We start from the raw sequence: 26992 nt of genomic DNA, 5'->3' as shown, positions 1-26992 counted from the left end.
AGACGAGAAGCACATGGTCGTACGCGGGATCCTGGGGCGCCAGCGGCGCGAGTACAAGGCGCCGGAGCCGCACCCGTCCGGTGCCCGCGCGCCCAAGCTCCCGGGTGAGCTGGTCCCGAACCACGTGGCGATCGTCATGGACGGCAACGGGCGGTGGGCGAAGGAGCGGGGGCTGCCGCGCACCGAGGGGCACAAGGTCGGCGCCGAGCGGGTGCTGGACGTGCTCCAGGGCTCCATCGAGATCGGCGTCCGCAACATCTCCCTGTACGCCTTCTCCACCGAGAACTGGAAGCGGTCGCCCGACGAGGTCCGCTTCCTCATGAACTTCAACCGCGACTTCATCCGCAAGACCCGCGACCAGCTCGACGAGCTGGGCATCCGGGTGCGCTGGGTGGGCCGGATGCCCAAGCTGTGGAAGTCGGTGGCGAAGGAGCTCCAGGTCGCCCAGGAGCAGACCAAGGGCAACGACCTGCTCACCCTGTACTTCTGCATGAACTACGGCGGCCGTGCGGAGATCGCCGACGCGGCGCAGCGGATCGCCGAGGACGTGAAGGCGGGCCGGCTCGACCCGTCCAAGGTCAGCGAGAAGACCGTCCAGAGGTACCTGTACTACCCGGACATGCCGGACGTCGACCTGTTCCTGCGGCCGAGCGGCGAGCAGCGGACGTCCAACTACCTGCTCTGGCAGAGCGCGTACGCCGAGATGGTCTTCCAGGACGTGCTGTGGCCCGACTTCGACCGCCGTGACCTGTGGCGGGCCTGCGTCGAGTTCGCCTCCCGCGACCGCCGCTTCGGCGGCGCGATCCCGAACGAGGAACTGCTGGCCATGGAAGGCGAGCGGAGCTGATCGGACGCCGGGTGCCGACGGCGCTCGGCCTCAGCCGGTCAGCGCCGCGCAGTCGGCACAGGTGCCGAAGATCTCCACCGTGTGGGCCACGTTGACGTAACCGTGCTCGGCGGCGATGGCCTCGGCCCACTTCTCCACCGCCGGGCCCTCCACCTCCACCGCCTTGCCGCAGGCGCGGCAGACCAGGTGGTGGTGGTGTTCGCCGCTGGAGCAGCGGCGGTACACGGACTCGCCGTCGGACGTGCGCAGGACGTCGACCTCGCCGGCCTCGGCGAGGGACTGGAGGGTGCGGTAGACCGTGGTCAGGCCGACGGAGTCGCCCTTGTGCTTGAGCATGTCGTGCAGTTCCTGCGCGCTGCGGAACTCGTCGACCTCGTCCAGGGCCGCCGCCACGGCTGCACGCTGGCGGGTCGCGCGGCCCTTCACGGGCGGTCCAGCGGTCGTCACCGTTGCCTCCTCACGTCTGCTGCTGCCCGGGCCATTGTGCCAGCCCGGGCTGTCGGCGGTCAGACGCCGACCTCGTCCCCGGAGCCCCGCGTGGCCGGAATCGCGCACTCCGCGGGGTCCCCGGCGGGCTGGGCCGCGGCGGCCGCGCGGGCGCGTCGCCGGGCCAGCGGGCCGGCCAGCGCGGTCAGCGCGAGGAACGCGGCGATGGTCAGCAGGACGATCGTGGCGCCGGGCGGGACGTCCTGGTAGTACGACGTGACCGTGCCGCTGACGGCCACCACCACGCCGATCGCCACCGCGATCACGAAGGTGACGGTGAAGCTGCGGCTGAGCTGCTGCGCCGCCGCCACGGGGACGACCATCAGCGCGGACACCAGCAGCAGGCCGACGACCCGCATGGCGACCGTGACGGTGACGGCCGCGGTGACCGCCGTCAGCAGGTTCAGCGCGCGCACCGGCAGGCCCGTGACCCGCGCGAACTCCTCGTCCTGGCTGACCGCGAACAGCTGGCGGCGCAGGCCCAGCGTGACCAGCAGGACGAACGCGGCGAGTACACAGATCGCGGTCACGTCGGACTCGGACACCGTCGACAGGGAGCCGAACAGGTACGACGTCAGGTTGGCGGTGGAGCCGCCCGGCGCGAGGTTGATCAGCATCACACCGCCGGCCATACCGCCGTAGAACAGCATGGCCAGGGCGATGTCGCCGCGGGTCTTGCCGTACCAGCGGATCAGCTCCATCAGGACCGCGCCGAGGACGGAGACGGCCGTCGCCATCCACACGGGGGACGTGGACAGCAGGAAGCCGAGGCCGACGCCCGTCATGGCCACGTGTCCGATGCCGTCGCCCATCAGGGCCTGGCGGCGCTGGACCAGGTAGATGCCGATCGCGGGCGCGGTGATGCCGACCAGCACGGCGGCCAGCAGCGCCCGCTGCATGAAGGCGTAGTTCAGGAAGTCCATCAGCTCAGCAGTCCCGTGCGGATCGGTTCGGCGCCCGCCGGTGCGTGCGGGTGTACGTGGTCGTGGCCGGGCAGCGCGTGCTGGCCGACCGCGCGCGGCGGCGGGCCGTCGTGCAGCACACAGCCGTCGCGCAGGACGACCGCCCGGTCGATCAGGGGCTCCAGCGGGCCCAGCTCGTGCAGTACGAGCAGGACCGTCGTACCGGCTTCCACCTGCTGCTTCAGGGTGCGCGCCAGGATCTCCTGGCTGGCCAGGTCGACACCCGCCATCGGCTCGTCCATGATCAGCAGCTCGGGCTCGGCGACCAGCGCGCGGGCGATCAGCACCCGCTGGTGCTGGCCGCCGGACAGGGCGTTCACGGAGTCCTTGGCGCGGTCCGCCATGCCGACCAGCTCCAGGGCCCGGCGCACGGCCTCGCGGTCGCTTTGGCGGAAGACACCGAAGCGGGTGCGGGACAGGCGGCCCGCGGAGACGATCTCGGTGACCGTCGCCGGGACTCCGCCCGCGGCCGTCGTGCGCTGCGGTACGTAGCCCACGCGCGCCCAGTCCCGGAAGGACCGGCGCGGGGCGCCGAACAGCTCGATCGTGCCGCTGTTCACCGGCACCTGGCCGATGATCGCGCGGATCGCCGTGGACTTGCCGGAGCCGTTGGCGCCGAGCAGCGCGACGACCTCGCCGCGGCCGACGGTGAGGTCGATGCCGCGCAGCACGGGGCGTGCGCCGAGTTCGGCGGTCACACCGCGCAGGGCTATGACAGGCTCGCCGGTCATCTCGTCTCCTGTCACTTGGCGCCCAGTGCCTGCTGGAGCGCCTTGAGGTTGGCCCGCTGGACCGCGAAGTAGTCCTTGCCGCGGGACTTGCCGGTGATGCCCTCGATCGGGTCGAGGACGTCGGTCTTCAGGCCCGCGTCGGTCGCGATGGTCTTGGCGGTCTTGTCGCTGACGAGCGTCTCGTAGAAGACCGTGGAGACGCCGTCGGCCCTGGCCATCTTCTCCAGGTCCCGGACGCGGGCGGCGCTCGGCTCGGACTCGGGGTCGAGGCCGTTGATGGCCTCCTCGGTGAGGCCGTAGCGCTCGGCGAGGTAGCCGAAGGCGGCGTGCGTGGTGATGAAGACCTTGCTCCTCGTGTCCGCGAGCCCGTCCCTGAACTCGGTGTTCAGGCCGTTCAGCTGCTCGACCAGGGCCGCGGTGTTCTTCTTGTAGTCGGCGGCGTGCTTCGGGTCGGCCTTCTCGAAGGCCTTGCCGACACCCTCGGCGACCTGGGCGTAGCGCACCGGGTCGAGCCAGATGTGCGGGTCCTTGCCGGTGGCTTCCTCGCCCTCGTGGCCGTCGTGCTCGGCCGCGTGGCCGCCGACCTCGTTGCCGTGGTCCTCCAGTGTGGTCAGGGAGGCCGCGTCGATCTTCGTCCTGACCGGGGACTGGGCCACCGCGTCGTCGACGGACGGCTGGAGGTTCTTCAGGTACAGCACCGCGTCGGACTCCTGGAGCGAGGCGATCTGCTGGGGGCTGATCTCCAGGTCGTGCGGCTCCTGGCCGGGCGAGGTGAGGGTGGTGACGTGGACGTGGTCCCCGCCGATCCGCTCGGCGAGGAAGGCCATCGGGTAGAACGACGCGACGACGTCGAACTTGCTCGTGTTGGCCGCGACCGCCTTGTCGCCGGAGCAGGCGGAGAGCGTGCCGATCCCGAGGGCGGTGGCCGCGGCGACCGCGGCGGCGGGTATGAGGCGCTGCGCGCGGGACCGGATGCGTCGTCGTACGTTCATGACAGTCATTTTCAACAAATATGGAAACCGTTGTCAACAACGCTCGTCAGGCGGTCTGGGCAGGGGCCGATTTGGTCGTGGGGGAGCCTGCGCCGGTAACCTGAATCATTCGCTGGAAGCATCTCGCTTCAACGCCCGTCGTCGTAATGAAGAGAGCACCGTGGCCGCCGACAAGATCGACACCATCGTCAGCCTGAGCAAGCGCCGTGGCTTCGTTTTCCCCTGCAGTGAGATCTACGGCGGACAGCGTGCCGCCTGGGACTACGGACCGCTCGGTGTCGAGCTGAAGGAGAACATCAAGCGCCAGTGGTGGCGCTACATGGTGACGTCGCGCGAGGACGTCGTCGGTATCGACTCGTCCGTCATCCTGGCCCCCGAGGTCTGGGTGGCCTCCGGCCACGTCGCCACCTTCACGGACCCGCTGACCGAGTGCACCGCGTGCCACAAGCGGTTCCGCGCCGACCACCTGGAGGAGGCGTACGAGGAGAAGAAGGGCCACGCCCCGGCGAACGGCCTCGCGGACATCAACTGCCCGAACTGCGGCAACAAGGGCCAGTTCACCGAGCCCAAGCAGTTCTCGGGTCTGCTCTCCACGCACCTCGGCCCGACCCAGGACTCCGGCTCGGTCGCGTACCTGCGCCCCGAGACCGCCCAGGGCATCTTCACCAACTTCGCCCAGGTGCAGACCACCTCGCGCCGCAAGCCGCCGTTCGGCATCGCCCAGATGGGCAAGTCGTTCCGCAACGAGATCACGCCGGGCAACTTCATCTTCCGCACCCGCGAGTTCGAGCAGATGGAGATGGAGTTCTTCGTCAAGCCGGGCGAGGACGAGCAGTGGCAGGAGTACTGGATGGAGCAGCGCTGGAACTGGTACACCGGCCTGGGCCTGCGTGAGGAGAACATGCGCTGGTACGAGCACCCGAAGGAGAAGCTCTCCCACTACTCCAAGCGCACCGCCGACATCGAGTACCGCTTCCAGTTCGGCGGTTCGGAGTGGGGCGAGCTGGAGGGTGTCGCCAACCGCACCGACTACGACCTCTCCGCGCACTCCAAGGCCTCGGGCCAGGACCTCTCCTACTTCGACCAGGAGGCCGGCGAGCGCTGGACGCCGTACGTCATCGAGCCGGCGGCGGGTGTCGGCCGCACCATGCTGGCCTTCCTGCTCGACGCCTACGTCGAGGACGAGGCGCCGAACGCCAAGGGCAAGATGGAGAAGCGCACGGTTCTGCGCCTGGACCACCGCCTGGCCCCGGTGAAGGTCGCCGTGCTGCCCCTGTCGCGGAACCCCGAGCTGTCCCCGAAGGCCAAGGGCCTCGCCCAGGCGCTGCGGCAGAACTGGAACATCGAGTTCGACGACGCCGGTGCCATCGGCCGCCGCTACCGCCGCCAGGACGAGATCGGTACGCCGTACTGCGTGACCGTCGACTTCGACACGCTGGAGGACAACGCGGTCACCGTCCGCGAGCGTGACTCCATGAAGCAGGAGCGCGTGTCGCTCGACCAGATCGAGGGCTACCTGGCCCAGCGCCTCGTGGGCGCCTAGTCACACCGCCGGATGCCGGGCGAGCCGCCAGCGCGGACTCGTCCGGCATTCGCGTGTCCGCCCCCGCTCAGCGGCCCTGGAGCGCCCTGACGTTGTCGCCGAAGGTCCAGTTCTTCGCGCCGTCCCAGTTGACCGACCACGTCATCAGGCCCTTGAGCGAGGTGCCGTAGTGCTTCCAGGCCTGGGAGACCAGGGACGGGGACATGTAGCCGCCGCCCGCGCCGGACTGGGCGGGCAGGCCGGGCACCTGCTTGTCGTACGGCACCTTGATCGTCGTACCCTGCACCACCAGGCCCTTGTTGAGGCAGTCGGTCTGGGCGGTGAAGCCCTGCACCGTGCCGGCCGCGTAGGAGTCGCCGGAGCAGCCGTACATGCTGCCGTTGTAGTACTGCATGTTCAGCCACCACAGGCGGCCGTTGTCCGCGTACTTCTTGATGACCGGCAGGTACGCGCCCCAGATGGAGCCGTAGGTGACGCTGCCGCCGGTGACGTACGCCGTCTCCGGGGCCATGGTCAGGCCGAAGCCCGCCGGCATCTGCGCGAGGATCCCGTCGATGATCCGGATCAGGTTGGCCTGGGACGTGGAGAGCCGGCCGATATTCCCGCTGCCGACCAGGCCCGTCTCGATGTCGATGTCGATGCCGTCGAAGTTGTACTTCTTCAGGATGGGGACGATCGTCGCCACGAAGCGGTCGGCCACGGCGGAGGAGCTGAGGTCGATACCGGCCGCCGCGCCGCCGATGGACAGCAGGATCGTCTGGCCGGACGCCTTGGCCGCGCACATCTCGGCCGGCGTGGCCACCTTCACGCCCGCGTCCATGCCGTCCTCCCACAGGGCCGTGCCGTCGGAGCGGATCACCGGGAAGGCCGCGTTGATCACGTTGTAGCCGTGGGCGGCGATGCGGGAGTCGGTGATCGGGGTCCAGCCGAAGGGCGGGTGGACCCCGTTGGCGGCGCCGTCCCAGTTCTCCCAGTAGCCCTGGAGCACCTTGCCCGCCGGCTTCGGCTTCACCGCGCAGGTGTCGGCGGCGGAGGCGGCGGGCGCGCCGGCGATCGCGAGCGGGGCGAGAACGGCCGCGGCGAGCGCGGCGGTGAGGACGCGCAGGGTACGGCGGAGCATGGGGCCTCCCGGTGGGGGATCGGTGAGGTGTCCTGTCGTAGACATGACAGTGCGCGTGGTCCAGACCTCTCGTCAATAGGTCTGGACCAAAAGCCCGCCGCTCTCAACCCACCGTCCGCGGCAGCCGCAGGCTCAGCAGCCCCGTCAGCACGATCCCGCCCAACTGCACCAGCAACGTGCTGACCAGCGCGTCCCGCATCCCCAGATGCGGCACCAGGGTCAGGAACAGCGTGCCCAGCGTGGCCACCCCCAGCGCCAGCGCCGACTGCTGCGTGGTGACCATCACCCCGCTGCCGACCCCGGCCCGCGCGGGCGGCACCTCGGACATCACCAGCCGCATGATGTTGGGCAGCTGGAGCGCCTGCCCCGCACCGGCCACCGCCGCGCCCGGCAGCAGGGAGACGACGTCCAGCCGAGGCCAGTCCCGCCACGCGGCCAGCACGATCAGCAGCACACCCACGCCCTGGAGCACGGACCCGGCCGTGACCACCCGCGTACCGAAGCGGGCGATCAGCCGGGGCCCGGCGAGGGAGACGAGCAGGAACGCCACGGCCATCGGCGCCAGCGCGAGCCCGGCCGGCACCGGACCGAGCCCGGCACCCTGCTGCAACGCCAGCGCGATCACGAACATGAACCCGCTGAAGCCGATGGAGAACGGCACCATCAGCTCCAGACCGCGCCGCATGGACGGCACCCGGAACAGGCTCGGCGGCACCAGCGGCGTCCGCCCCGACCGGTCCGCCCGCCGCTCCACCACCCAGAACGCGCCCGCCGCGAACGGGAACGCGGCCAGTGACAGCCAGGTCCACAGCGGCCAGCCGGCCGCCCGGCCCTCGGTGAGCGGCGCGAGCAGCGTCAGCAGGGACACCGCGAGCAGCACGGTGCCCGGCACGTCCACGGGCTCGGGGTGCTGCGACCGGGTCTCCGGCACGAACCGCGCGGCGAGCACGAGCCCCAGCACGACCACCGGCACATTGACGAGGAAGACGGCCCGCCACCCGGTCCCGGCGACGTCGGCGGCGACCAGAACCCCGCCGAGGATCTGCCCGGCCACCATGGACAGCCCGGCCGTGGCGCCGTAGAGGCTCATGGCCTTCGCACGGCGGGCGCCGCTCGTGGCGGACTGGATGGTGGCGAGCACCTGCGGCAGCATCGCGGCGGCCGAGGCGCCCTGCGCGACCCGGGCCGCGACCAGGCTCCAGGCCCCGGGCGCGAGCCCGCAGGCCAGCGACGTGAGCCCGAAGGCGGCCATCCCGGCGAGGAACAGCCGGCGCCGGCCGAACAGGTCCCCGAGCCGCCCGCCGAGCACGAGCAGCACGGCGTACGCGACCCCGTACCCGGCGACGACCAGCTCCAGCACCGACTCGCCCGCGGCGAGATCGGCGCCGATGGCCGGCAGGGCGACATTGACGATGAAGAAGTCGACCAGCGGCAGCGCCGCGGCCAGCAGGACGGTGAACAGCCCGGGCCCGCCGAGCGCGGGCGGCGCCGCCGTCGGCCGGACGGCGGGAGCGGTGACGGTTTCCCTCATGCTCCCGAGCCTGGAACACCGCCCAGGCTGGTACCAGAGTCTCCTCATCCTGGTAGCGGAACTACCCGGAACCACCCCGCGACGCACCGGATTCCGGGTCATGCTGGTGGCCGGCGGCCCTTGTCCTGGTACTGGAAGCACCTGGAAACAGGTTGGACCGCCCGGCACCCTGGACCTATGACGACCTCGGTCCAGGAAACCCGGGCGCAGCCCGCCCGGGGAGCGGAGATCCGCCGGCACGAGCTGGCCGCGTTCCTGCGCAGCAGACGGGAGCGCATCACGCCGGAGCAGGTGGGCCTGCCACGCGGGGCCCGCCGCCGCACCCCCGGGCTGCGCCGTGAGGAGGTCGCCCACCTCTCCGCGGTCGGCGTCACCTGGTACACCTGGCTCGAACAGGCCCGTGACATCCAGGTCTCCGTCCAGGTCCTCGACGCCCTCGCGCGCGCCCTGCGCCTGGACGCCAGCGAACGCGCCCACCTCTTCCAGCTGGCCGGCGCGACCGACCCGACCCCGGCGGCGACCTGCCCGAGCGTCACCCCCGCCCTGCGCGAGATGCTGACCGGGCTGGAGCCGATCCCCGCCTGCATCCAGAACAGCCGGTACGACATCCTCGCCTACAACCGCACGTACGGCCGCCTCCTGGGCGACCTGGACGCGGTCCCGCCCGAGGACCGCAACTGCATGCTCCTCGTCCACACCGACAAGGAGTGGCAGGCGGCGGTCGTCCACCTGGAGGAGACCCAGCGCCTGATGGCCGCCCGGCTGCGCGCCGCCCTGGCCGGCCACCTCGGCGAGCCCGCCTGGAAGATGCTCCTGAAGCGGCTGGAGGAGTCACCCGCCTTCCGCGAGAACTGGCAGCGCTACGAGGTGGTCGACACCCGCTCCAAGACCAAGGAGTTCCTCAACCCCTACGTGGGCCACCTCAGCCTGGAGCACACGGACCTGTGGCTCGCCCCCGAGGTCGGCGCCCGCATGGTGACGTACACGCCGAGGAACGAGGAGACCCGGGAGCGGCTGGAGAAGCTGTACGAGATCGCGTGCGGGCGCTGACCCTCAGCCCTCCACCCCGGTCGCGGTGTGGGCCGCGCCGACCGGCTTGGACTCGGGGGAGCCACGCTGGCGCAGATAGACGGAGAGGATGGCCATCGAGGCGACGGCCAGCAGTTCGGACTGCCAGTTCTGCAGGGTGCGGTCCCAGAAGTCGGCGCAGCCCAGGTACGCCCACCAGGAGATCGGCGACTGGAGCTGGCGCAGGTGTTCCTCGTTGTAGGCGGCGACGCCGGTGATGGACTGGGCGAGCCAGGACCAGAGGAAGATGGCGGCCATGACGACGCCCAGCGAGCGGGCGTACATCCGCTGCCGCCAGCCCGTGGCGGCGGCCCAGCGCGGGGACTCCGGGCCGGCGTGCTCGCCGACCTTCTGGTCCCGGTCGCTCTCCACCCCGGCCTTGTGCAGCTCCTTGGACTCGGGTGAACCGCGCTGGAGCAGCCAGACGGTGCCGAAGATGTACAGGAAGAACTGCAGGTACTCCGACTGCCAGTTCTCGGTGACGTCCACGGCGAAGTCGGAGGTCGCGAGGTAGTCGAGGAAGCCGACCGGGTGCAGCCCGTCGGTGGTGAGCCGGTTGTTGAAGTCGGCGTGGCCGGCCACCGCCTGCCCGGCGAGGGTGAGCACGAAGCCGGTGAAGAAGGCGAGGGTCAGGCTGTTGTGCTTCAGGAAGCGGGTGAGGCGGTTCACCGCTGCATCAGCCCCACGGCGGTGAAGTAGCAGAGCCCGGTGCCCACGGTCAGCAGGACCACGGTGAACAGGGTGCGCATGACCGGCTCAGCCCCCTTTCACCTTGCACTGGTACGGCTGCTCGGGCCGCGGCACGCAGCCCGCCGCGGTGATCAGCCAGCCGGCCGGGAAGGCAGACAGGAACAGGGTGTCGCGGTCCAGGACGACCTGTGCCTGCCGGCCGTGGACCCGGACGTCCCGTACGGCACCCCCGTAGGGGAGCTGTTCGCCGGGGAGGGCCTTGGCGCAGGAGGACTCGGCGGACTGCTCGACCTCCTGCCAGGTTGCCGGGGCGAGCGCCGCGCAGCCGCGGGGGCCGTCGGCCCGCCGGACGCTCTCCTCGAAGCGCACGGCGGCCCGGGACGCGGCAGCCTCCCGCTCGCCGAGCGTGGCGCAGCCGGTGAGGCAGACAGCGCAGACGAGCGCGGTCAGGCCCGTACGCCTCCAGCACGGCAAGGAATCCTCCACGGGGTCGGCGGAGCTGCTGCCGGACATCGTGAGCCGGGAACCCCACCGGACCCGGAAGCCGCGCCGCACCCCGCACGGACAACAGGGCGTTCGGACCAGGGACACGTGCGGCGGGGCGGGTGCCGGGCCTCAGCCGGGCGTCCGGGACCGGAGCAGGAACCTGAGCGGCGTCCCGCCGGGCTTTGGGGCTACGCCCGTTCTGCGGTTTCCGCGATCTGGCGTACCTCCGGTGACCGCAGGCTCTCGGCCGTGCGTTCGGCGGTGCGGCGGGCCCAGTGGCCGCTGGTCAGGAGGCCCAGGGTCAGGACGGCCAGGCCGCAGGCGGTGAGGATCCACCAGCCGGGGCGGGCCGCCGACACGAACACCTGCCGGTACGGGGACGAGCCGATGCCGGAGGCCAGGACGGCGCCGATGACCGCGACGCCGAGCGTCTGGCCCAGCTGCCGGCTGGTGGAGGCGACGGCGGCGGCGACACCGGCCTGGGCGCGCGGCATGCCCGACACGGCCGTGTTGGTGATCGGCGCGTTCACGAAGCCGAAGCCGATGCCGAAGAGGACGTAGCCGAGGAGGAGGGTGGCGTTGGAGGTCTCCGCCTCGAACGCGGCGAACAGGACACCGCTCGCGGTCATCGCCGTCCCCGCCACCAGGAGCGGCAGGCGCGGGCCGCGGCTGCCCACCAGGCGGCCGGACAGCGGGGCGCACAGGAACGTCGGCAGGGCCATCGGGAGCATCCACAGGCCCGCGTGCAGGGCGTCCAGGCCGCGCACGTTCTGCAGGTACAGGGTGGACAGGAACAGGAACCCGCCGAGGGCCGCGAACGCGCTGATGGCGATCACCGTGGCGCCGCTGAACGGGGCCGAGCGGAAGAAGCGCAGGTCGATGAGGGGTTCGTCGCGGCGGGGCTCGTACCGGAGGAGGGCCAGCAGCGCGGCCACGGCGACCACGGCGAACGGCGTCACCGGGCCGGCGCCCGACTCCGGTGCCTCGATGATCGCGTACGTCAGCGAGCCGAACAGGGCGATCACCAGCAGCTGCCCGACCGGGTCGGGGCGACGGGCCTTGGGCGCGCGGGACTCGGGGACGAAGCGGAGGGTGAGCAGCAGGGCCGCGAGACCGACCGGGAGGTTGACCCAGAAGATGGCGCGCCAGCTCACCGACTGCACCAGCAGCCCGCCGACCAGCGGACCCGCCGCCATGGAGATGCCGACCACCGCGCCCCACACGCCGATCGCGCGGGCGCGTTCCCGGGCGTCGGTGAAGGTGTTGGTGATGATCGACATGGCGACCGGGTTGAGCATCGAGCCGCCCACCGCCTGGACCATGCGGAAGACGATCAGCAGTTCCAGGTTCGGGGCGACGGAGCAGAGCACGGAGCCGACGGTGAACACCACCAGGCCCGCCATGAAGACGCGTTTGCGGCCGATCCGGTCGGCCGTGGAGCCCGCCAGCATCAGCAGCGAGGCCAGCACCAGCGTGTACGCGTCGATCGTCCACTGCAGGCCGGAGGTGGTGGCGTGCAGGTCGCGCTGCATCGAGGGCAGGGCCACGTTCAGCACGGTGTTGTCGAGGCTCACGATCAGCAGGCTCATGCAGCAGATCGCGAGCACGAGCAGGCGTCGGCGAGGGCTCAGCTCTGGCATGTGTCCCATCGTACGCCGAACTCAATAGTGCGTCTAACTAATGATTCATGCATGATCTTCGGGTGCCGGCCGGCGGAGCCGAGCCGGCGGACCGGGCACGGGACGCGTGAGGGACAATGGGTCCTTGCCCAGCGTTCCCGTGTCCGTCCTGTGCCGTAGATCCGTCCCGGAGTCCTGACGATGACCCACCCGCTCTCCATCGGCCCGCACGCCGTGACACCGCCCGTCGTGCTCGCACCCATGGCGGGGATCACCAACGCCCCCTTCCGCACCCTGTGCAGGGAGTTCAGCGGCGGCAAGGGACTGTTCGTCAGCGAGATGATCACCACCCGGGCGCTGGTCGAGCGCAACGAGAAGACCATGCAGCTGATCAAGTTCGACCCGAGCGAGCAGCCGCGCTCGATCCAGCTGTACGGCGTCGACCCCGCGACCGTCGGCAAGGCCGTCCGCATGATCGCGGAGGAGGGCCTGGCCGACCACATCGACCTGAACTTCGGCTGCCCCGTGCCGAAGGTCACGCGCAAGGGCGGCGGCTCGGCCCTGCCCTACAAGCGGAACCTGCTGCGGGCCATCCTGCGCGAGGCGGTCAGCGGGGCCGGTGACCTGCCGGTGACCATGAAGATGCGCAAGGGCATCGACGACGACCACATCACCTACCTCGACGCCGGCCGGATCGCCGTGGAGGAGGGCGTGACGGCCATCGCCCTGCACGGCCGCACCGCCGCGCAGCACTACGGCGGCACCGCCGACTGGGACGCCATCGCGCGGCTGAAGGAGCATGTGCCGGAGATCCCCGTGCTCGGCAACGGTGACATCTGGTCGGCCGAGGACGCGCTGCGGATGGTGCGGGAGACCGGGTGCGACGGGGTGGTCGTGGGGCGCGGGTGCCTGGGGCGGCCGTGGCTGTTCGCGGACCTGGTCGCCGCGTTCGAGGGGCGGGACGATTTCCTGCGGCCCACGTTGCGGGAGGTCGCCGACGTCATGGTGCGGCACGCCACGCTGCTCGGGGAGTGGATCGGTGACGAGTCCAAGGGCGTGGTCGACTTCCGTAAGCACGTCGCCTGGTACCTGAAGGGGTTCGCGGTCGGGTCCGAGATGCGTAAGCGGCTCGCGATCACGTCGTCCCTGGAGGAGTTGCGGGCGGGGCTGGACGAGCTGGATCTGGATCAGGCGTGGCCGGTCGGTGCGGAGGGGCCTCGGGGGCGTACGTCCGGCAACAACCGGGTGGTGTTGCCGGACGGGTGGCTGAAGGATCCGTACGACTGCGCCGGGATCACCGAGGAAGCGGAGCTCGACACGTCGGGTGGCTGACCGGCCCTGGCGCTCCGCCCCAGACCCCGCCCAAGGGGCTCCGCCCCTGGACCCCGGCCTCGCCCACCCACCACTCGACTCGGTCGGCTGGAAGGCGCCGCGTCAGTTCTTCTTCGGGTGGGGAGTCGAGCCGTAGGCCGTCAGGAAGCGGTCGCGGAAGGAACTCATCTTCCATACCGGGGCGTCGTGGGCGGGGCGGAGCCCGTCCGTCCAGTTCCAGTCGACGATCTTGTCCAGCATCCTGGGATCCTTGGCGACGATCGACACCGGCACGTCACGGCTGGCGTGGTTGCCGCTGACCCGGGCGATCGGCTGGTGGTCGCCGAGGAAGACCAGCACCGTGTCCTCGGTGCCGTACCGCTCCAGCCACTCGGTCAGCGCGGTCACCGAGTACCGCACCGACTTGCCGTACTCCTCGCGGGACTTGGTGGTGTCGGCGATGACGTCGGCCGGCTTGTTCCCCGCCGCCTGGATGCCCTTGAAGACCGAGCCGTCACCGAGCTGGTCCCAGCCCACCATCTTCGGGACGGGCGCCCAGGGCTGATGACTCGACGTCAGGATGAGCAGGGACATCCGCGCCTTGCCGTCGGCCGGCCGCTTGCTGTGCACCCGCTCCTGGTACTGCTGGAGCGCGTACTGGTCGGGCATGGTCGACCAGCTGAACTTCGGCCCCCGGTAGCCGAGTTGGAAGGCGTTGTAGACCTTGTCCAGGCCGTACCACTTCTGCTCCGGCCATCCCTTCTGCACACCCGGCATGACCCCGACGGTGTCGAACGCGCCGGTCTTCTTGAACGCCTCCGTCAGGCTGAGGTGGTCGCTGGCCATCACCGTGCGGTAACGCTGCTGATTGCTGATCCACAGGCCCGACATGGTGGTGGAGTGGCCGAGCCAGCTGCTCCCGCCGTACGTCGCCGAGGTCAGCCAGCCGCTCTTGGCGTGGAAGCCGGCCTTGGCCAGCGCCTTGGTGCGGACGTCGAGCGTGCGGTCCACGCCGGGCGCCATGATCGGGTCCTCGATCGCACTGCGGCCGTAGCTCTCGATGAAGGTGAAGATCACGTCCTTGCCGCGCAGATCGGGGACCAGCTGACTGCCCGGCGTGTTCCCGAACGCGTCGGCCCGGGCCACCTTCCGGAACTCCGCCTCGTCCTTCAGCGTGGCCGACACCCGGCGGGCCTGGACCTTCAGCGCGGTCGCGGTGCGGTCGGAGGCGATCGGCACGCCCGCTATCTGGAGCCCGAGCGAGGAACAGGTGATCCAGACGACCCCGGCGACCAGGGTGCCGCGGGTCGCGGTGCCGGGGTGCCGGGCGAGGAGGTCGCTCAGCCGCACCATCGCCAGCGCCAGCAGCACGAAGAGCAGCAGGACGACCACGATCAGTCCGGCCACCGCGGCGAGGGTGGCCGTCCGCCCGAGGGAGTCCTCCAGATACGACTCCGCGTCCCCGAACAGACTCCAGTCCAGTACGACGTTGAAGCTGCGGCCGAGGTACTGGTTGAACCCCATGTCCAGCGCGTTGAGCACGGTCATGGCCCCGAGCAGCACCCCGGACACCGCCGCCACCGCCACCCGGGGCCGCCGCGGCAGCGCGAGCAGCACGGCCGCCCCGATGACGGCCTCGGCGGGTATGCGGAAGAACTTCGCGGGACCCAGCCGGACGACCGTGTTGGGCATCACCAGCGCCGCGACGACAAGGGCCGCGGCGAGCACGGTGACGGTGACGGACAGGGCCCGCGCGACCTCCGGATGCCCCGCCCGCCAGCGCCTCCGCCACGCCGACCATGCGGCCCAGGGACGGCGGAACGTGCGTGCGGCGGGTTCGGAGACCTCTTCGGCCACGTCCTCCGCAGAGGCAGACTGGAGCGCGCTCATGCCTTCCCGTACGGCCCGCGGGAAGGCACCGTTCACGACGACTGGGCAAACACCTGGTCAATCCGGTCGGCGGTACGACAGTGCCCGGAAGACCACCCCTCAGGCGCCCCCGACAGCCGTCAGCAAGGCAAGCGGTGCGGCAGCCGACCGCGCCCCCCGCCCGCACGCATGCGGATACGGCACCGGCGAACCGTGCGGAGTACGCCCGTACCCCGCCAGCACCTCCGGCAACCGGTGCCCGCCCACCGTCGCCGCGTCGATCAGCGCATGGGCGACCGTACGGGCCTCGTCATGCAGCCCGTACCGCGCCAGGCCCAGGGCGATCAGCGCGTTGTCGTGGGGCCAGACGGACCCCCGGTGATGGGACAGCGGATGGTACGCGGCCTGGCCGGAGGCCACCGTGCGGACGCCCCAGCCCGAGAAGAAGTCCGGCTCCAGCAGCCGCCGGCCCACCTCCTCGCCGTACTCCTTGTCCAGCAGCCCCGACCACAGCAGATGCCCGGCGTCGGACGCCAGCGCGTCGATCTGGCGGCCCTGCTCGTCCAGCGCCAGCGCCGGGAAGGACTGCTCCCGCATCCAGAAGTCCCGCTGGAAGCGGTCCCGCAGGTCGGCCGCGGCCTGTTCCAGCAGTGCGGCGTACGTCTCGTCGCCCCACACCGTCCGCGCCACCCCGGCCGTGCGGCGCAGCGCGTCGTACGCGTAGCCCTGGGCGCCCGCCGCCATCACCGCGCCGGTGGGCCGGGTGCCGTCGGCGCGGCAGATCGCGCCGGGGGAGTCCTTCCAGTTCTGGTTGGCCAGGCCGCCCTCGTCGGCGCGGTAGACGAGATAGCCGCGCGAGGTCAGGCCGCCGTGGTCGAGCATCCAGCCGATGGCGGCCCGGGCGTGCGGCTCCAGACGCCGGGCCGGCTCCGTGTCCCCGGTCTGCTCGACGTACGCGCCGAGCAGGATCAGGAAGAGCGGAGTGGCGTCGACCGAGCCGTAGTAGCGGCCGAACGGCACCTGGCCGAAGTGGGCCAGCTCGCCGTGCCGTACCTCGTGCACGATCTTGCCCGGCTGGGCGACCGGGGACCGGCCGGTGCCGGTGGCCTGCGTGGCGGCCAGGGCGAGGAGCGTGGCGGCGGCCGGCCGGGGATGGTACGGCAGGACGAACAGGGAGGTGAGGAGCGCGTCGCGGCCGAGCAGGGTGAGGAACCAGGGCGCACCGGCCGCCGGTACGCGCAGGTCCTCGCCGTCCGGCCCGGTGGCCGGGACCTGGAGCGCCGCCAGGTCGGCGAGGCCCCGGGCGCAGGCGGCGGCCAGCTCCGGCCAGCCGGTCGGGAAGGCCACGCCCTCCATGAACCGGGCTTCCTCGGCGAGGAGTTGTTCCTGTACGGCGGCGGGGTCGCGGGGTACCCGCAGGGCACGCTTCTCGCCGTGCGGGCGGGCGATCACCCGCAGCAGCAGCTCGGTCGTGCCGTGGGGCGCGAGGTCGAGGGTCCACACCAGGCGGCGGGCGCCGGTGCCCGTCTCCTCCACGGCGTCGGGGGCCGGGTCGGCCGTGATCGTCGTACAGGACCGCCATTCGGCGCGCCGGTAGGTGAACTCGATGCCGTCGGGGAGGACTTCACGGGAGCGCAGGGCACCGGCCTTGGCGTAGGTGCGGTGGTCGGAGCGCAGTTCGAACTGGTCGGTGAAGTCGGCGTCGACGGTGAGCGCGAGCCGTACGGTGGTGGGCACCGGGCGGTTGCCGGTGACCTTCACGGACTCCACGAACGAGCTGTCCCCGACGGCCTGTTCACGGAAGAGGGTGTACGCCGGGGGCTCCTGCCGGCCGCCGCGCGGGACCAGCACACAGCGGGCCTCGTCCCCGTCCGTGACCGGGGTGAGCACCTCGGGCACCGCGCCGTCGAGGGTGAGCTGCCAGCGGCTGAGGTGCCGGGCGTCCCGGACGAACAACCCGTCCGGGGAGCTGCCGCCCCGCACCCCGCTGATGTCGCCACGGTCGCCCACGGCGGCGAAGGTGGCGCCTTGCACGAGCAGATGATGCCGGTCCGTCATCCCCGGTCCCCTCCTCTGTCACTCCTGTCGAACGTTCCGGTGTTCGTGGGGGGTACGACTCTTTGTGCGCTCTTGTCCAGATTTTGACGCGCGGGGTGTGCGGCCGGCCGGTGGCACAGGTCGAGCGCGAGGGCCGCCGTCCAGCTGAAGCCGGTGGCTCCGCAGGGTTCGCCGGTGTACGGGTCGACGTACTCCGCGAAATCGGTGGCGCCGGCGAGGTCCAGCACCGCCTGACGCAGGGCGTCGGCCGCCGCCGTCTCACCGTGTGTGCGCAGCCCGCGCTCCAGCAGCCAGCTCGTGTTGAACCAGGCCGGTCCGCGCCAGTAGCGGTGCGGGTCGAAGGCCTCGCCGAGGAGGTCGTAGCTGGGCACGAGCCGGGTGCGGTCACCGACCGAGAAGTGCGGCCCGCGCACGGTACGGACGAGGGCCGCGGCGATGCCGTGGGGGAGCCCGGGCAGGATCAACGGCACCAGACCGGAGACACCGCGCTCGGGGAGGAGACCGGAACCGTTGACGCGCGGCTCGCCCCCGGGGCCGGAAGGGGAGGCGCCGCGTTCGGCGACGGGGCCTGGCCCGGAGGCGCCGCGTTCGGTGACGAGGCCGGAACCGGAGGCACCGCTCCCCGCGGTGGAGGCACCACGCCCGGCGACCCGGCCGGACTCGGAGGGCCCGCGTCCGGACTCGGAGGCCCCGCGTTCGGCGGTGGCGCCCTCGCCCCGCAGGTCCCGGCACAGGAACATCCCCGCCTCCGCGTCCCACAGCCGCTCCACCAGCGTCGCCGTCAGCCGCTGCGCGCGGGCCCGGCGGGCGGAGCCGGCCGCGCCCAGTTCCTCGGCGATCCGCGCGAGCGCGTACTCGGAGGCGATGAGGAGGGCGTTGAACGCCGGATCCTCGACGGCGAACTCCCCGCCCCCGTCGGCGTACCCGGCGTCCCGGTAGTCCGCGGCCAGCCGCACGTACCGCCCGTAGTCCAGATCCGTCGGCCGGTCCCCGGCCGCGCCGTGGTCGAGGTCGGCGCGGCGGAAGGAGCGGGCGGGGGCGGGGCTGATCCGGGCGAGCGGGGCGTCCCAGCAGGGGCTGTTGTCCATGCCCTGCTCCCAGGGGTGGACGACGGACACCAGCCCGGCGCCGCCCAGGTCCCGGCGGTGCAGCAGGTACCGGTGCCAGGCGGCCAGCCGTGGGTGGACCCGGGCGAGGAAGCCGCGGGCCCTGGACAGCCCGGGGTCGGCGCGGTGCACCAGCCAGGCCGCCAGCGCGTGCACCGGTGGCTGCACGATGCCGGAGGTCTGTAGCGTGCGCGGGGCACCCGCGGTGCGCCCGGCGGTCGAGGAGCGCCAGAAGTCGGGGCTCGGGAAGTACGCGTCGAGCGGTACGGAGGGGTTGAACACGATGTGCGGGACGCGACCGTCGGCCCACTGGGCCGCGAGCAGCGTCTCCAGCTCCGTCTGGGCCCGCCGCGGCGCGACGTGCCGCAGCCCGATGGCGATGAACGCGGAGTCCCAGGACCACTGGTGCGGATACAGGTCGCGGGAGGGCACCGTCGACGCGCCGGTCCAGTTCGCCTCCAGCACCCGGGCGGCCCGCGCGTGCAGGGACGTCGTCGCGGCCGGGGCGGTGGCCGTGGGCGGTGGATCGTATGCCGTCTGGTACGGGGTGGAACGGGCAGTGAGCTGGGCGGTGCGATCCACTCGGGGCTCCCCGAAGACGTCCGGCCGACGCGGTTCGGCCCCGGCCACCGTAGGGTTACGTCTATTTAACACGCAAAACTCAGCATGTAATGCAAACTGGAGAAACACAAGGGGGTGCGCATGACCGGACGTCCGGGGAGGACCGGCAAGAGCGGAAGCCAGGCGGGTGCCGGCGATCTGCTCGAACTGGTGCGCAGCGGACGGGCCGTGACGCGCGGCGCGCTCCAGCAGGCGACCGGACTGTCCCGGGCCACCGTCGGCCAGCGCCTGGACCGGCTGTTCCGGGCGGGCTGGCTGCGCGAGGGCGCCGGCGGCCCGGTCGACTCGCCGCTCGGCGGACGCCCCTCCATCACCCTGGAGTTCGACGACTCCCACGCGGTGGTCCTCGCCGCCGACCTGGACACCCGGCACGCCCGCGCGGCCGTCCTCACCCTGACCGGCGAGATCCTCGCCGAGCACGCCGGCACGCTGGCGGTCGAGGACGGCCCCGACGCCGTCCTGGGCGAGCTGGGACACTGGTTCGCCGAGCTGCTGACCAAGGCCGGGCACCACGCCCGGGAGGTGTGCGGGATCGGGCTGGCGGTGCCGGGCCCGGTGGACAGCGAGACCGGCCGGGTGGTCCAGCCGCCGATCATGCCGGGCTGGGACGGCTACGACATACGGGGCCGCCTCTCCCGCGCCCTCACCGACCACACCGGGGCCCCCGCGGTCCCGGTCCTGGTCGACAACGACGCCAACCTCATGGCGTACGGCGAACAGCGCACCGGACACCCCGACTGCACGGCCTTCGTGCTGGTCAAGGTGTCGACGGGCATCGGCGCCGGGGTGGTCGTGGACGGCTCGATCTACCGGGGCGTCGACGGCGGCGCGGGCGACATCGGGCACATCCGGGTCGGCGCCGACGCGCTGTGCCGGTGCGGCTCGTACGGCTGTCTCGCGGCGGTCGCGAGCGGCGGTGCCGTGGCCCGGCGGCTGGCCGCGTCCGGGGTGCCGGCCGCCTCCGGCGCGGATGTGCGGGACCTGCTGGCCGCCGGGCACCCGGAGGCCGCCGCGCTGGCCCGGGAGGCCGGGCGGCAGGTCGGGGACGTCCTGGCGACGGTCGTGACCCTGCTCAACCCGGGCGTGCTGATGATCGCGGGCGACCTGGCCGGAACGCCCTTCCTGACCGGCGTCCGCGAGCTGCTCTACCAGCGGGCGCTGCCCCGCTCCACGGCCCACCTGGACGTGGTCACCTCGCGGCTCGGCGAGCGCGCCGGGCTGATCGGCGCCGGCGCGCTGGTGGTGGAGCACCTGTACGCGCCGGACCGGGTGGAGCAGCGGCTGTCGGAGATGGGTGTGTGACAGGGCTGTTTCCGCCGTCGGCCGGCGTCCGCCGAGCGGTCCGCATGGTGAAACGGAGCGGTCTGTGGCAGCGTGATTCTCGCCACCCTTGATAAGGGTTGCGCTCAGATGAGCGGATCAAGCGCGGCTGCACTTCCTCAAGGGGTGGCACTCGGTGCCACCCCTTGATCGTTCATCGATCGAAATCAGTCGTGCCGCGACCTGCTCATCTGAGCAGAAAACTGCACCTGTGGGCACTGCTGTCTTCAAGAAGTGAAAACATACGGCTGGCTTCGCTTGCCAAGCCTTGACTTTCGATCCGCTGGCGGACGGGTGGTTACAGGCGCATGACGCGCAAGTGCACGTACCCAGGAACCTTCGATCTGGGTATGTTCCTCGCCATCAGGGCAGCCACCGTGGCCTCAAGGAGTCGAGACCCGTGTCGGAAAACAAAGAACCCCAGGCAGCGAAGTTCGTTTACGACTTCACCGAGGGCAACAAGGACCTCAAGGACCTGCTCGGCGGCAAGGGTGCCAATCTCGCCGAGATGACCAACCTGGGTCTCCCGGTCCCTCCCGGCTTCACGATCACCACGGAGGCCTGCAAGGTCTACCTGGAGAGCGGCGAGGAGCCCGCGGCACTCCGTGACGAGGTAAGTGCGCACCTCGAAGCCCTCGAAGCGAAGATGGGCAAGAAGCTCGGCCAGGCCGACGACCCGCTGCTGGTGTCCGTCCGCTCCGGCGCCAAGTTCTCCATGCCCGGCATGATGGACACGGTCCTGAACATCGGCCTGTCGGACAAGTCCGTGCAGGGCCTGGCCGCCCAGGCCGGCGACGAGCGGTTCGCCTGGGACTCCTACCGCCGCCTCATCCAGATGTTCGGCAAGACCGTCCTCGGCGTCGACGGCGACCTCTTCGAGGAGGCCCTCGACAAGGCCAAGGCGGCCAAGAAGGTCACGGTCGACACCGACCTGGAGGCCGCGGACCTGAAGAAGCTGGTCACCACCTTCAAGAAGATCGTCAAGAAGGAGGCCGGCCGGGACTTCCCGCAGGACCCGCGCGAGCAGATGGACCTCGCCATCAAGGCGGTCTTCGACTCCTGGAACGGCGACCGCGCCAAGCTCTACCGCCGCCAGGAGCGCATCCCGCACGACCTGGGCACGGCCGTCAACGTCTGCTCGATGGTCTTCGGCAACCTGGGCCCCGACTCCGGCACCGGTGTCGCCTTCACCCGCGACCCCGCCTCCGGCCACCAGGGCGTCTACGGCGACTACCTGCAGAACGCCCAGGGCGAGGACGTGGTCGCGGGCATCCGCAACACCGTGCCGCTCGCCGAGCTGGAGCAGATCGACAAGAAGTCGTACGACCAGCTCATGCAGATCATGGAGACCCTGGAGAACCACTACAAGGATCTCTGCGACATCGAGTTCACCATCGAGCGCGGCCAGCTCTGGATGCTCCAGACGCGCGTCGGCAAGCGCACGGCGGGCGCGGCCTTCCGCATCGCCACCCAGCTGGTGGACCAGGGCCTCATCGACGAGACGGAGGCGCTCCAGCGCGTCACCGGCGCCCAGCTCGCGCAGCTGATGTTCCCGCGCTTCGACGAGCAGGCGAAGGTCGAGCAGGTCGCCCGGGGCATCGCGGCCTCGCCGGGCGCGGCCGTCGGCAAGGCGGTCTTCGACTCGTACACGGCGGTGAAGTGGTCCCGCTCGGGCGAGAAGGTGATCCTGGTCCGCCGGGAGACCAACCCCGACGACCTGGACGGCATGATCGCGGCCGAGGGCATCCTGACCTCCCGCGGCGGCAAGACCTCCCACGCGGCCGTGGTCGCCCGCGGCATGGGCAAGACCTGTGTCTGCGGCGCGGAGGAGCTGGAGGTCGACACCAAGCGCCGCCGCATGACGGTCCCCGGCGGACACGTCGTGGAGGAAGGCGACCTGATCTCCATCGACGGCTCGACCGGCAAGGTCTACCTGGGCGAGGTCCCGGTCGTCCCCTCCCCGGTGGTGGAGTACTTCGAGGGCCGCATGCACCCGGGCGCCGACGACGCCGACGAACTGGTCGAGGCGGTCCACCGCATGATGGCCTTCGCCGACCGCAAGCGCCGCCTGCGGGTGCGCGCCAACGCGGACAACGCCGAGGACGCGCTGCGCGCCCGTCGCTTCGGCGCCCAGGGCATCGGCCTGTGCCGCACGGAGCACATGTTCCTCGGTGACCGCCGAGAGCTGGTCGAACGCCTCATCCTGGCCGACACGGAGGAGGAGCGCGAGGAGTCCCTGAAGGCGCTGCTGCCCCTGCAGAAGAAGGACTTCGTCGAACTCTTCGAGGCGATGGACGGCCTCCCGGTCACCATCCGTCTCCTCGACCCGCCGCTGCACGAGTTCCTCCCGGACATCACGGAACTCTCCGTCCGCGTGGCCCTGGCGGAGTCCCGCCAGGAGCCGCACGAGAACGAGCTGCGCCTGCTCCAGGCCGTGCACCGCCTGCACGAGCAGAACCCGATGCTCGGCCTGCGCGGCGTACGCCTGGGCCTGGTCATCCCCGGCCTGTTCACCATGCAGGTGCGCGCCATCGCCGAAGCGGCGGCCGAGCGCAAGGCGGCCAAGGGCGACCCGCGCGCGGAGATCATGATCCCGCTCGTCGGTACGGTCCAGGAGCTGGAGATCGTCCGCGAGGAGGCCGACCAGGTCATCGCCGAGGTCGAGGCGGCGACGGGTACGAAGCTGAAGCTGGCCATCGGGACGATGATCGAGCTGCCCCGAGCGGCCCTCACGGCCGGCCAGATCGCGGAGGCGGCGGAGTTCTTCTCCTTCGGCACGAACGACCTGACCCAGACGGTGTGGGGCTTCAGCCGGGACGACGTGGAAGCCTCGTTCTTCACGGCGTACCTGGAGAAGGGCATCTTCGGCGTCAGCCCCTTCGAGACGATCGACAAGGACGGCGTCGGCTCCCTGGTGAAGGCGGCGGCCGAAGCGGGCCGTCGCACCCGGCCCGACCTCAAGCTCGGCGTCTGCGGCGAACACGGCGGTGACCCGGAGTCGGTCCACTTCTTCCACGAGGCCGGCCTGGACTACGTCTCCTGCTCCCCGTTCCGCATCCCGGTCGCCCGCCTGGAAGCGGGCCGCGCGGCCACCCAGTCGGCGGGCAGCGACCACCGCTGACCCACCCGGTCCCCGGAGCCGCCGTCGGTCCCCGACCCTCACCGATCGACGGCGGCTCCGGCGCACGAAAGAGGAGGGGCGACATCCCAGTGCGGGGGGTGTCGCCCCTCCGGTGCGTCCGCGTCACACACTCTGCTCGACGGCCTGGAAGATGCCGGCGTCGGTGTCGCACCGCCACTCGGGAAGCTCGCCCCAGCCGGCGACACACCCGGGCCTGAACGACAAAGGAACACCGGCCAGTCCTTCCGCGACACGGATCTGCTCCGGTCGGCGCTGACCGCGGCCCGACCGGCAGATCCCAACCCGGAGTTGTCGGCCGCCGGTTGGACCAGCCGGCGGGCGTGTGTGCCTGGGCCGGCGTCACCTTCGGCTCCGCACCGGCGACACACGGCCGCAACTCGTCTTTCGTAATCGGGCGGCATGGTTGATCGTTGGGCCGTGCATCGATGACGGACGTCAGGGGGCACGATGACGATCAGGCGTAGGGATCTGCTGGCCGCAGGGGTGGGTGCCGGGGTGCTCACGGCCTGTGGGTCCAACACCGGCCGGGGTGGCGGGGGTTCGGGGCCGGGGCTGGTGCAGTGGTACCACCAGTACGGGGAGCCCGGTACCGAGCGGGCCGTGCGGCGGTACGCCGCCGGCTTCGAGAAGGCGCGTGTCTCGGTGCAGTGGCGGCCGGGGAACTACGACCAGCAGACCGCCGCCGCGCTGCTCACCGACTCCGGGCCCGATGTCTTCGAGGTCAATGGACCCACCCTCGACCAGATCCGGGGCGGGCAGGTGCTCGACCTCACCGAGCTGGTGGAGGAGGTGAGGGACGACTTCCATCCGGCCGTGCTCACGCCGAAGACCCACGACGGCAGGGTCTACGGCATTCCGCAGGTCATCGACATGCAGATGCTCTACTACCGCAAAAGCCTGCTGAAGGACGCCGGTGTCGAGCCGCCCACCACCCTCGACGCCCTGGTGGACGCCGCACGCCGGCTCACCGGCGACAAGGTGAAGGGGCTCTTCCTCGGGAACGACGGGGGAGCGGGCGTGCTCGGGGGGACTCCCCTGTACGCGGCCGGATTCCAGTTCGTCGGCGACGACGGCAAGGCCGGCTTCGACGATCCCGCCGCCGCCCGCACCCTCGGCAAGCTGCACCGGCTGTACGCCGACAAGTCCCTGCTCCTCGGCGCGCCCAGCGACTGGTCGGACCCGTCCGCCTTCGTGCAGGGGCTGACCGCGATGCAGTGGACCGGGCTGTGGGCGCTGCCGCAGGTCCGCAAGGAACTCGGTGACGACTTCGGGGTGCTGCCCTTCCCGCGGGACGGCAGTCAGGGGCGGCCTTCCGTGCCCGTCGGGGCGTTCGGCGCCGCCGTCAGCGCCCGCAGCCGGCACAAGGAGGCGGCCAAGGAGTACGTGAAGTGGCTGTGGGTGGAACGCACCGACCTCCAGGAGGACTTCGCGCTGTCGTACGGGTTCCACATCCCCGCCCGGATCTCCCTCGCCGAGAAGGCCACCGCGCTCAAGGACGGTCCCGCCGCCGACGCCGTCCGCTTCACCACCGACCACGGCTACGCCCAGCCGCTGCTGTGGACCCCGGCGAGCCAGACCGCCTACCAGGACGCGCTCAGCCGGATCATCAAGGACGGGGCCGGTCCGGAGCGGGAACTGCGGGCCGTCGTACGGAAGGTGTCGGCCGAACTCGACCGTGTGAAGAAGACGTCGTGAGGCGGCGCGGGGCGCTCTGGTTCTGGGTGTTCGTCGGGCCGTTCGCGCTCGGGCTCGCGCTGTTCACGTACGTCCCGCTGCTGTGGAGCGTGTCGCTCAGCTTCTTCGACGCGCACAACACGGTCACGCCCACGCACTTCGTCGGGCTGGACAACTACACGGCCATGCTGCGGGACCGGGCGTTCGTGGACAGTCTGAGGACGTTCCTTCTCTTCACCGCCTTCATCGTGCCCGTCACCTACCTGTTCTCCCTCTCCCTCGCCCTCATGGTCAACCGTCTCAAGACCGCCCGGGCCTTCTTCCGGTCCGTGTTCTTCCTGCCGGCCGCGTGCAGTTATGTCGTGGCCGCGCTCATCTGGAAGATGTCGCTCTTCAACGGGGTGCGGTTCGGGCTCGCCAACACCGTACTGGGGTGGTTCGGCGGCGATCCCGTCGCCTGGCTGTCCACCACCGATCCGCCCTGGTACTGGCTGGTCGTCGTCACCGTACGGCTGTGGCTCCAGGCCGGGTTCTACATGATCCTGTTCCTCGCCGGGCTCCAGCGGATAGACCCGGCGCTGTACGAGGCGGCGGCCGTGGACGGGGCCCGGCCCGGCTGGACGGTGCTGCGGCACATCACCCTGCCCCAGCTGCGGGCCACCTCGGTCGCGGTGGTGCTGCTGCTCGTCGTCAACGCCTTCCAGGCCTTCGACGAGTTCTACAACCTGCTGTCCGACGCCCGGGGCTATCCGCCGTACGCCCGGCCGCCGTTGGTCTACCTCTACTACACCGCCCTCGGGCAGGGACAGAACCTCGGGCTCGGCAGCGCGGGCGCGGTGATCCTCGCGCTGGTCATCGCCGTCGTCACGGTGGGGCAGGCGCGCTGGCTGCGGCTGGGGAGGACGGACGCCGATGGATGACGCCCTGGTACGGGCCGGGCGGGCGCTGCGGCTGGTGCTGCTGATCGCGCTCGCCCTGCTCTTCCTGATCCCCTTCTACCTGCTCGTGCGCAACGGGCTGGCCAGTGAGAAGGACATCACCTCCCCCGAGTGGACCTTCTTCCCCCGGCAGGTGCGGTGGGGAAACGTCGGCGAGCTGTTCGGTGATCCGTCCGTGCCGTTCGCCCGGTCCCTGCTCAACTCCGCGCTGATCGCCGTCGCCACCACCCTCGGCACCCTCCTCCTCGCCTCCCTCGCGGGCTACGGCCTCGCCCGCATCCCCTACCGCCACGCCGACAAGGTCTTCTACGCCGTCCTGGGCACCCTGCTGGTCCCGGCGGCCGTCACCTTCGTGCCCAGCTTCGTGCTGGTGTCGTCGCTGGGCTGGATCTCCACCCTGCGCGGACTGATCGTGCCGACCCTGTTCCCGGCCTTCGCCTGCTTCGTCTTCCGGCAGTACTTCCTCGGCTTCCCCCGTGAGCTGGAGGACGCGGCGCAGGTGGACGGGCTCGGGTACTGGCGGACGTACTGGCTCGTCGTCGTACCCAACGCCCGTCCGGTGTTCGCGGCCGTCGGGGCCATCGTGTTCCTCGGCGCGTGGAACTCCTTCCTGTGGCCGCTGGTGATCGGGCAGGACCAGAGCGCCTGGACGGTGCAGGTGGCCCTGTCCTCGTTCACCACCGCCCAGGTCGTGCGGCTGCACGAGCTGTTCGTCGCGGCGGCCGTGTCGATCCTGCCGTTGCTGCTGGTGTTCCTGTGCTTCCAGCGGTGGATCGTGGCCGGGGTGGAGCGGTCCGGGATCGACTGAGGCGGCCGGACTCGGGACGTGGAGCCGCCGTCGCTCGACGGTGGAGACCCGGCCGAGCGGCACCACGGTG

21 protein-coding genes are annotated in these 26992 nt (G+C 71.2%); 9 read left to right on the top strand and 12 right to left on the bottom strand.

All coding sequences use genetic code 11. The features are described 5' to 3' along the window. The first annotated feature begins 13 nt into the window (after positions 1-13). Positions 14-847, top strand: coding sequence for an isoprenyl transferase (locus tag AB0L21_RS07710; RefSeq protein ID WP_365699455.1), 834 nt, complete (start codon positions 14-16; stop codon positions 845-847). Between the two features lie 30 nt (positions 848-877). On the opposite strand, the gene AB0L21_RS07705 is transcribed toward AB0L21_RS07710, so the two are convergent. Genes AB0L21_RS07705 through AB0L21_RS07690 form a run of 4 tightly spaced genes read right to left on the bottom strand, consistent with a single transcriptional unit; the run spans position 878 to position 4018 of the window. Next, complete coding sequence (locus tag AB0L21_RS07705) at positions 878-1294, bottom strand: transcriptional repressor (protein ID WP_365699454.1); 417 nt, start codon at positions 1292-1294, stop codon at positions 878-880. A gap of 59 nt (positions 1295-1353) precedes the next feature. Beyond that, a complete protein-coding gene (locus AB0L21_RS07700) occupies positions 1354-2256 on the bottom strand; it encodes a metal ABC transporter permease (protein WP_365699453.1) in 903 nt (300 codons plus the stop codon). Next, positions 2256-3026 carry a metal ABC transporter ATP-binding protein gene (locus AB0L21_RS07695; protein WP_365699452.1) on the bottom strand — a complete coding sequence of 257 codons (771 nt, stop codon included), beginning with the start codon at positions 3024-3026 and terminating at the stop codon, positions 2256-2258. Before AB0L21_RS07695 ends, AB0L21_RS07700 begins: the two co-directional genes overlap by 1 nt. A gap of 11 nt (positions 3027-3037) precedes the next feature. After that, the gene (locus AB0L21_RS07690) at positions 3038-4018 is read right to left on the bottom strand and encodes a metal ABC transporter substrate-binding protein (RefSeq protein ID WP_365699451.1); all 981 of its coding nucleotides are present in this window, start codon (positions 4016-4018) and stop codon (positions 3038-3040) included. 160 nt (positions 4019-4178) lie between these two features. Here AB0L21_RS07690 and AB0L21_RS07685 point away from each other — a divergent pair, with 160 nt between their 5' ends. Next, the gene (locus tag AB0L21_RS07685; RefSeq protein WP_014672583.1) at positions 4179-5561 is read left to right on the top strand and encodes a glycine--tRNA ligase; all 1383 of its coding nucleotides are present in this window, start codon (positions 4179-4181) and stop codon (positions 5559-5561) included. A gap of 67 nt (positions 5562-5628) precedes the next feature. Here the strand turns inward: AB0L21_RS07685 and AB0L21_RS07680 are convergent, their stop codons facing one another. Together AB0L21_RS07680 and AB0L21_RS07675 are read right to left on the bottom strand one after the other, a co-directional pair. Further along, positions 5629-6681: a chitinase gene (locus AB0L21_RS07680; protein ID WP_365782774.1), complete on the bottom strand. Its 1053-nt coding sequence runs from the start codon at positions 6679-6681 to the stop codon at positions 5629-5631. A 103-nt stretch (positions 6682-6784) separates the two neighbouring features. Beyond that, entirely contained in the window at positions 6785-8212 is a 1428-nt protein-coding gene (locus AB0L21_RS07675; protein WP_365782772.1) for an MFS transporter, read from the bottom strand. 177 nt (positions 8213-8389) lie between these two features. On the opposite strand from AB0L21_RS07675, the gene AB0L21_RS07670 reads away from it, so the two are divergent. Further along, positions 8390-9262 (top strand): helix-turn-helix transcriptional regulator, encoded by an 873-nt coding sequence (locus tag AB0L21_RS07670; RefSeq protein ID WP_365782770.1) that lies wholly within the window; start codon positions 8390-8392, stop codon positions 9260-9262. 3 nt (positions 9263-9265) lie between these two features. Here the strand turns inward: AB0L21_RS07670 and AB0L21_RS07665 are convergent, their stop codons facing one another. The 3 genes from AB0L21_RS07665 to AB0L21_RS07655 form a co-directional block, all read right to left on the bottom strand. Continuing rightward, on the bottom strand, positions 9266-9949 hold the full coding sequence (locus tag AB0L21_RS07665; RefSeq protein ID WP_365699447.1) for a DUF6766 family protein: 684 nt from the start codon (positions 9947-9949) through the stop codon (positions 9266-9268). Between the two features lie 87 nt (positions 9950-10036). After that, the gene (locus AB0L21_RS07660) at positions 10037-10483 is read right to left on the bottom strand and encodes a hypothetical protein (protein ID WP_365699446.1); all 447 of its coding nucleotides are present in this window, start codon (positions 10481-10483) and stop codon (positions 10037-10039) included. 161 nt (positions 10484-10644) lie between these two features. After that, the gene (locus AB0L21_RS07655) at positions 10645-12096 is read right to left on the bottom strand and encodes an MFS transporter (protein WP_365699445.1); all 1452 of its coding nucleotides are present in this window, start codon (positions 12094-12096) and stop codon (positions 10645-10647) included. A gap of 180 nt (positions 12097-12276) precedes the next feature. On the opposite strand from AB0L21_RS07655, the gene dusB reads away from it, so the two are divergent. Further along, complete coding sequence (gene dusB, locus AB0L21_RS07650) at positions 12277-13407, top strand: tRNA dihydrouridine synthase DusB (RefSeq protein ID WP_365699444.1); 1131 nt, start codon at positions 12277-12279, stop codon at positions 13405-13407. 102 nt (positions 13408-13509) lie between these two features. Here the strand turns inward: dusB and AB0L21_RS07645 are convergent, their stop codons facing one another. The 3 genes from AB0L21_RS07645 to AB0L21_RS07635 form a co-directional block, all read right to left on the bottom strand. After that, positions 13510-15078 (bottom strand): CDP-alcohol phosphatidyltransferase, encoded by a 1569-nt coding sequence (locus AB0L21_RS07645; protein WP_365782843.1) that lies wholly within the window; start codon positions 15076-15078, stop codon positions 13510-13512. 297 nt (positions 15079-15375) lie between these two features. Next, positions 15376-17313, bottom strand: coding sequence for a glycogen debranching N-terminal domain-containing protein (locus tag AB0L21_RS07640; RefSeq protein ID WP_365782768.1), 1938 nt, complete (start codon positions 17311-17313; stop codon positions 15376-15378). After that, positions 17310-19001 (bottom strand): hypothetical protein, encoded by a 1692-nt coding sequence (locus tag AB0L21_RS07635; protein WP_365782766.1) that lies wholly within the window; start codon positions 18999-19001, stop codon positions 17310-17312. Before AB0L21_RS07635 ends, AB0L21_RS07640 begins: the two co-directional genes overlap by 4 nt. 120 nt (positions 19002-19121) lie before the next feature. Here AB0L21_RS07635 and AB0L21_RS07630 point away from each other — a divergent pair, with 120 nt between their 5' ends. The 5 genes from AB0L21_RS07630 to AB0L21_RS07610 all read left to right on the top strand — a co-directional run bounded on the left by AB0L21_RS07630 (position 19122) and on the right by AB0L21_RS07610 (position 26922). After that, positions 19122-20342 (top strand): ROK family protein, encoded by a 1221-nt coding sequence (locus tag AB0L21_RS07630; protein ID WP_365699441.1) that lies wholly within the window; start codon positions 19122-19124, stop codon positions 20340-20342. 418 nt (positions 20343-20760) lie between these two features. Then, positions 20761-23481, top strand: a complete 2721-nt coding sequence (gene ppdK / locus AB0L21_RS07625; RefSeq protein ID WP_365699440.1) for a pyruvate, phosphate dikinase — start codon at positions 20761-20763, stop codon at positions 23479-23481. A gap of 468 nt (positions 23482-23949) precedes the next feature. Next, the gene (locus AB0L21_RS07620) at positions 23950-25197 is read left to right on the top strand and encodes a sugar ABC transporter substrate-binding protein (RefSeq protein ID WP_365699439.1); all 1248 of its coding nucleotides are present in this window, start codon (positions 23950-23952) and stop codon (positions 25195-25197) included. After that, positions 25194-26096 carry a sugar ABC transporter permease gene (locus AB0L21_RS07615; RefSeq protein ID WP_365699438.1) on the top strand — a complete coding sequence of 301 codons (903 nt, stop codon included), beginning with the start codon at positions 25194-25196 and terminating at the stop codon, positions 26094-26096. Before AB0L21_RS07620 ends, AB0L21_RS07615 begins: the two co-directional genes overlap by 4 nt. Next, positions 26089-26922: a carbohydrate ABC transporter permease gene (locus AB0L21_RS07610; RefSeq protein WP_365782764.1), complete on the top strand. Its 834-nt coding sequence runs from the start codon at positions 26089-26091 to the stop codon at positions 26920-26922. The genes AB0L21_RS07615 and AB0L21_RS07610 overlap by 8 nt, the downstream gene beginning before the upstream one ends. The last annotated feature ends 70 nt before the right edge of the window (positions 26923-26992 follow it).

The organism is Streptomyces sp. NPDC052721 (assembly GCF_040678315.1).
Classification (GTDB): domain Bacteria; phylum Actinomycetota; class Actinomycetes; order Streptomycetales; family Streptomycetaceae; genus Streptomyces.
Note: the sequence above shows the minus strand (reverse complement) of the source record. Positions and strands in the feature narration are given on the sequence as shown.

Excerpts from the sequence above, each read along its gene's own strand:
- AB0L21_RS07710 (WP_365699455.1), top strand. The coding sequence starts at position 14 with ATGGTCGTACGCGGGATCCTGGGGCGCCAGCGGCGCGAGTACAAGGCG.
- AB0L21_RS07700 (WP_365699453.1), bottom strand. The coding sequence starts at position 2,256 with ATGGACTTCCTGAACTACGCCTTCATGCAGCGGGCGCTGCTGGCCGCC.
- AB0L21_RS07695 (WP_365699452.1), bottom strand. The coding sequence starts at position 3,026 with ATGACCGGCGAGCCTGTCATAGCCCTGCGCGGTGTGACCGCCGAACTC.
- AB0L21_RS07690 (WP_365699451.1), bottom strand. The coding sequence starts at position 4,018 with ATGAACGTACGACGACGCATCCGGTCCCGCGCGCAGCGCCTCATACCC.
- AB0L21_RS07680 (WP_365782774.1), bottom strand. The coding sequence starts at position 6,681 with ATGCTCCGCCGTACCCTGCGCGTCCTCACCGCCGCGCTCGCCGCGGCC.
- AB0L21_RS07675 (WP_365782772.1), bottom strand. The coding sequence starts at position 8,212 with ATGAGGGAAACCGTCACCGCTCCCGCCGTCCGGCCGACGGCGGCGCCG.
- AB0L21_RS07670 (WP_365782770.1), top strand. The coding sequence starts at position 8,390 with ATGACGACCTCGGTCCAGGAAACCCGGGCGCAGCCCGCCCGGGGAGCG.
- AB0L21_RS07660 (WP_365699446.1), bottom strand. The coding sequence starts at position 10,483 with ATGTCCGGCAGCAGCTCCGCCGACCCCGTGGAGGATTCCTTGCCGTGC.
- AB0L21_RS07655 (WP_365699445.1), bottom strand. The coding sequence starts at position 12,096 with ATGCCAGAGCTGAGCCCTCGCCGACGCCTGCTCGTGCTCGCGATCTGC.
- dusB (WP_365699444.1), top strand. The coding sequence starts at position 12,277 with ATGACCCACCCGCTCTCCATCGGCCCGCACGCCGTGACACCGCCCGTC.
- AB0L21_RS07645 (WP_365782843.1), bottom strand. The coding sequence starts at position 15,078 with ATGCCCAACACGGTCGTCCGGCTGGGTCCCGCGAAGTTCTTCCGCATA.
- AB0L21_RS07640 (WP_365782768.1), bottom strand. The coding sequence starts at position 17,313 with ATGACGGACCGGCATCATCTGCTCGTGCAAGGCGCCACCTTCGCCGCC.
- AB0L21_RS07630 (WP_365699441.1), top strand. The coding sequence starts at position 19,122 with ATGACCGGACGTCCGGGGAGGACCGGCAAGAGCGGAAGCCAGGCGGGT.
- AB0L21_RS07620 (WP_365699439.1), top strand. The coding sequence starts at position 23,950 with ATGACGATCAGGCGTAGGGATCTGCTGGCCGCAGGGGTGGGTGCCGGG.
- AB0L21_RS07610 (WP_365782764.1), top strand. The coding sequence starts at position 26,089 with ATGGATGACGCCCTGGTACGGGCCGGGCGGGCGCTGCGGCTGGTGCTG.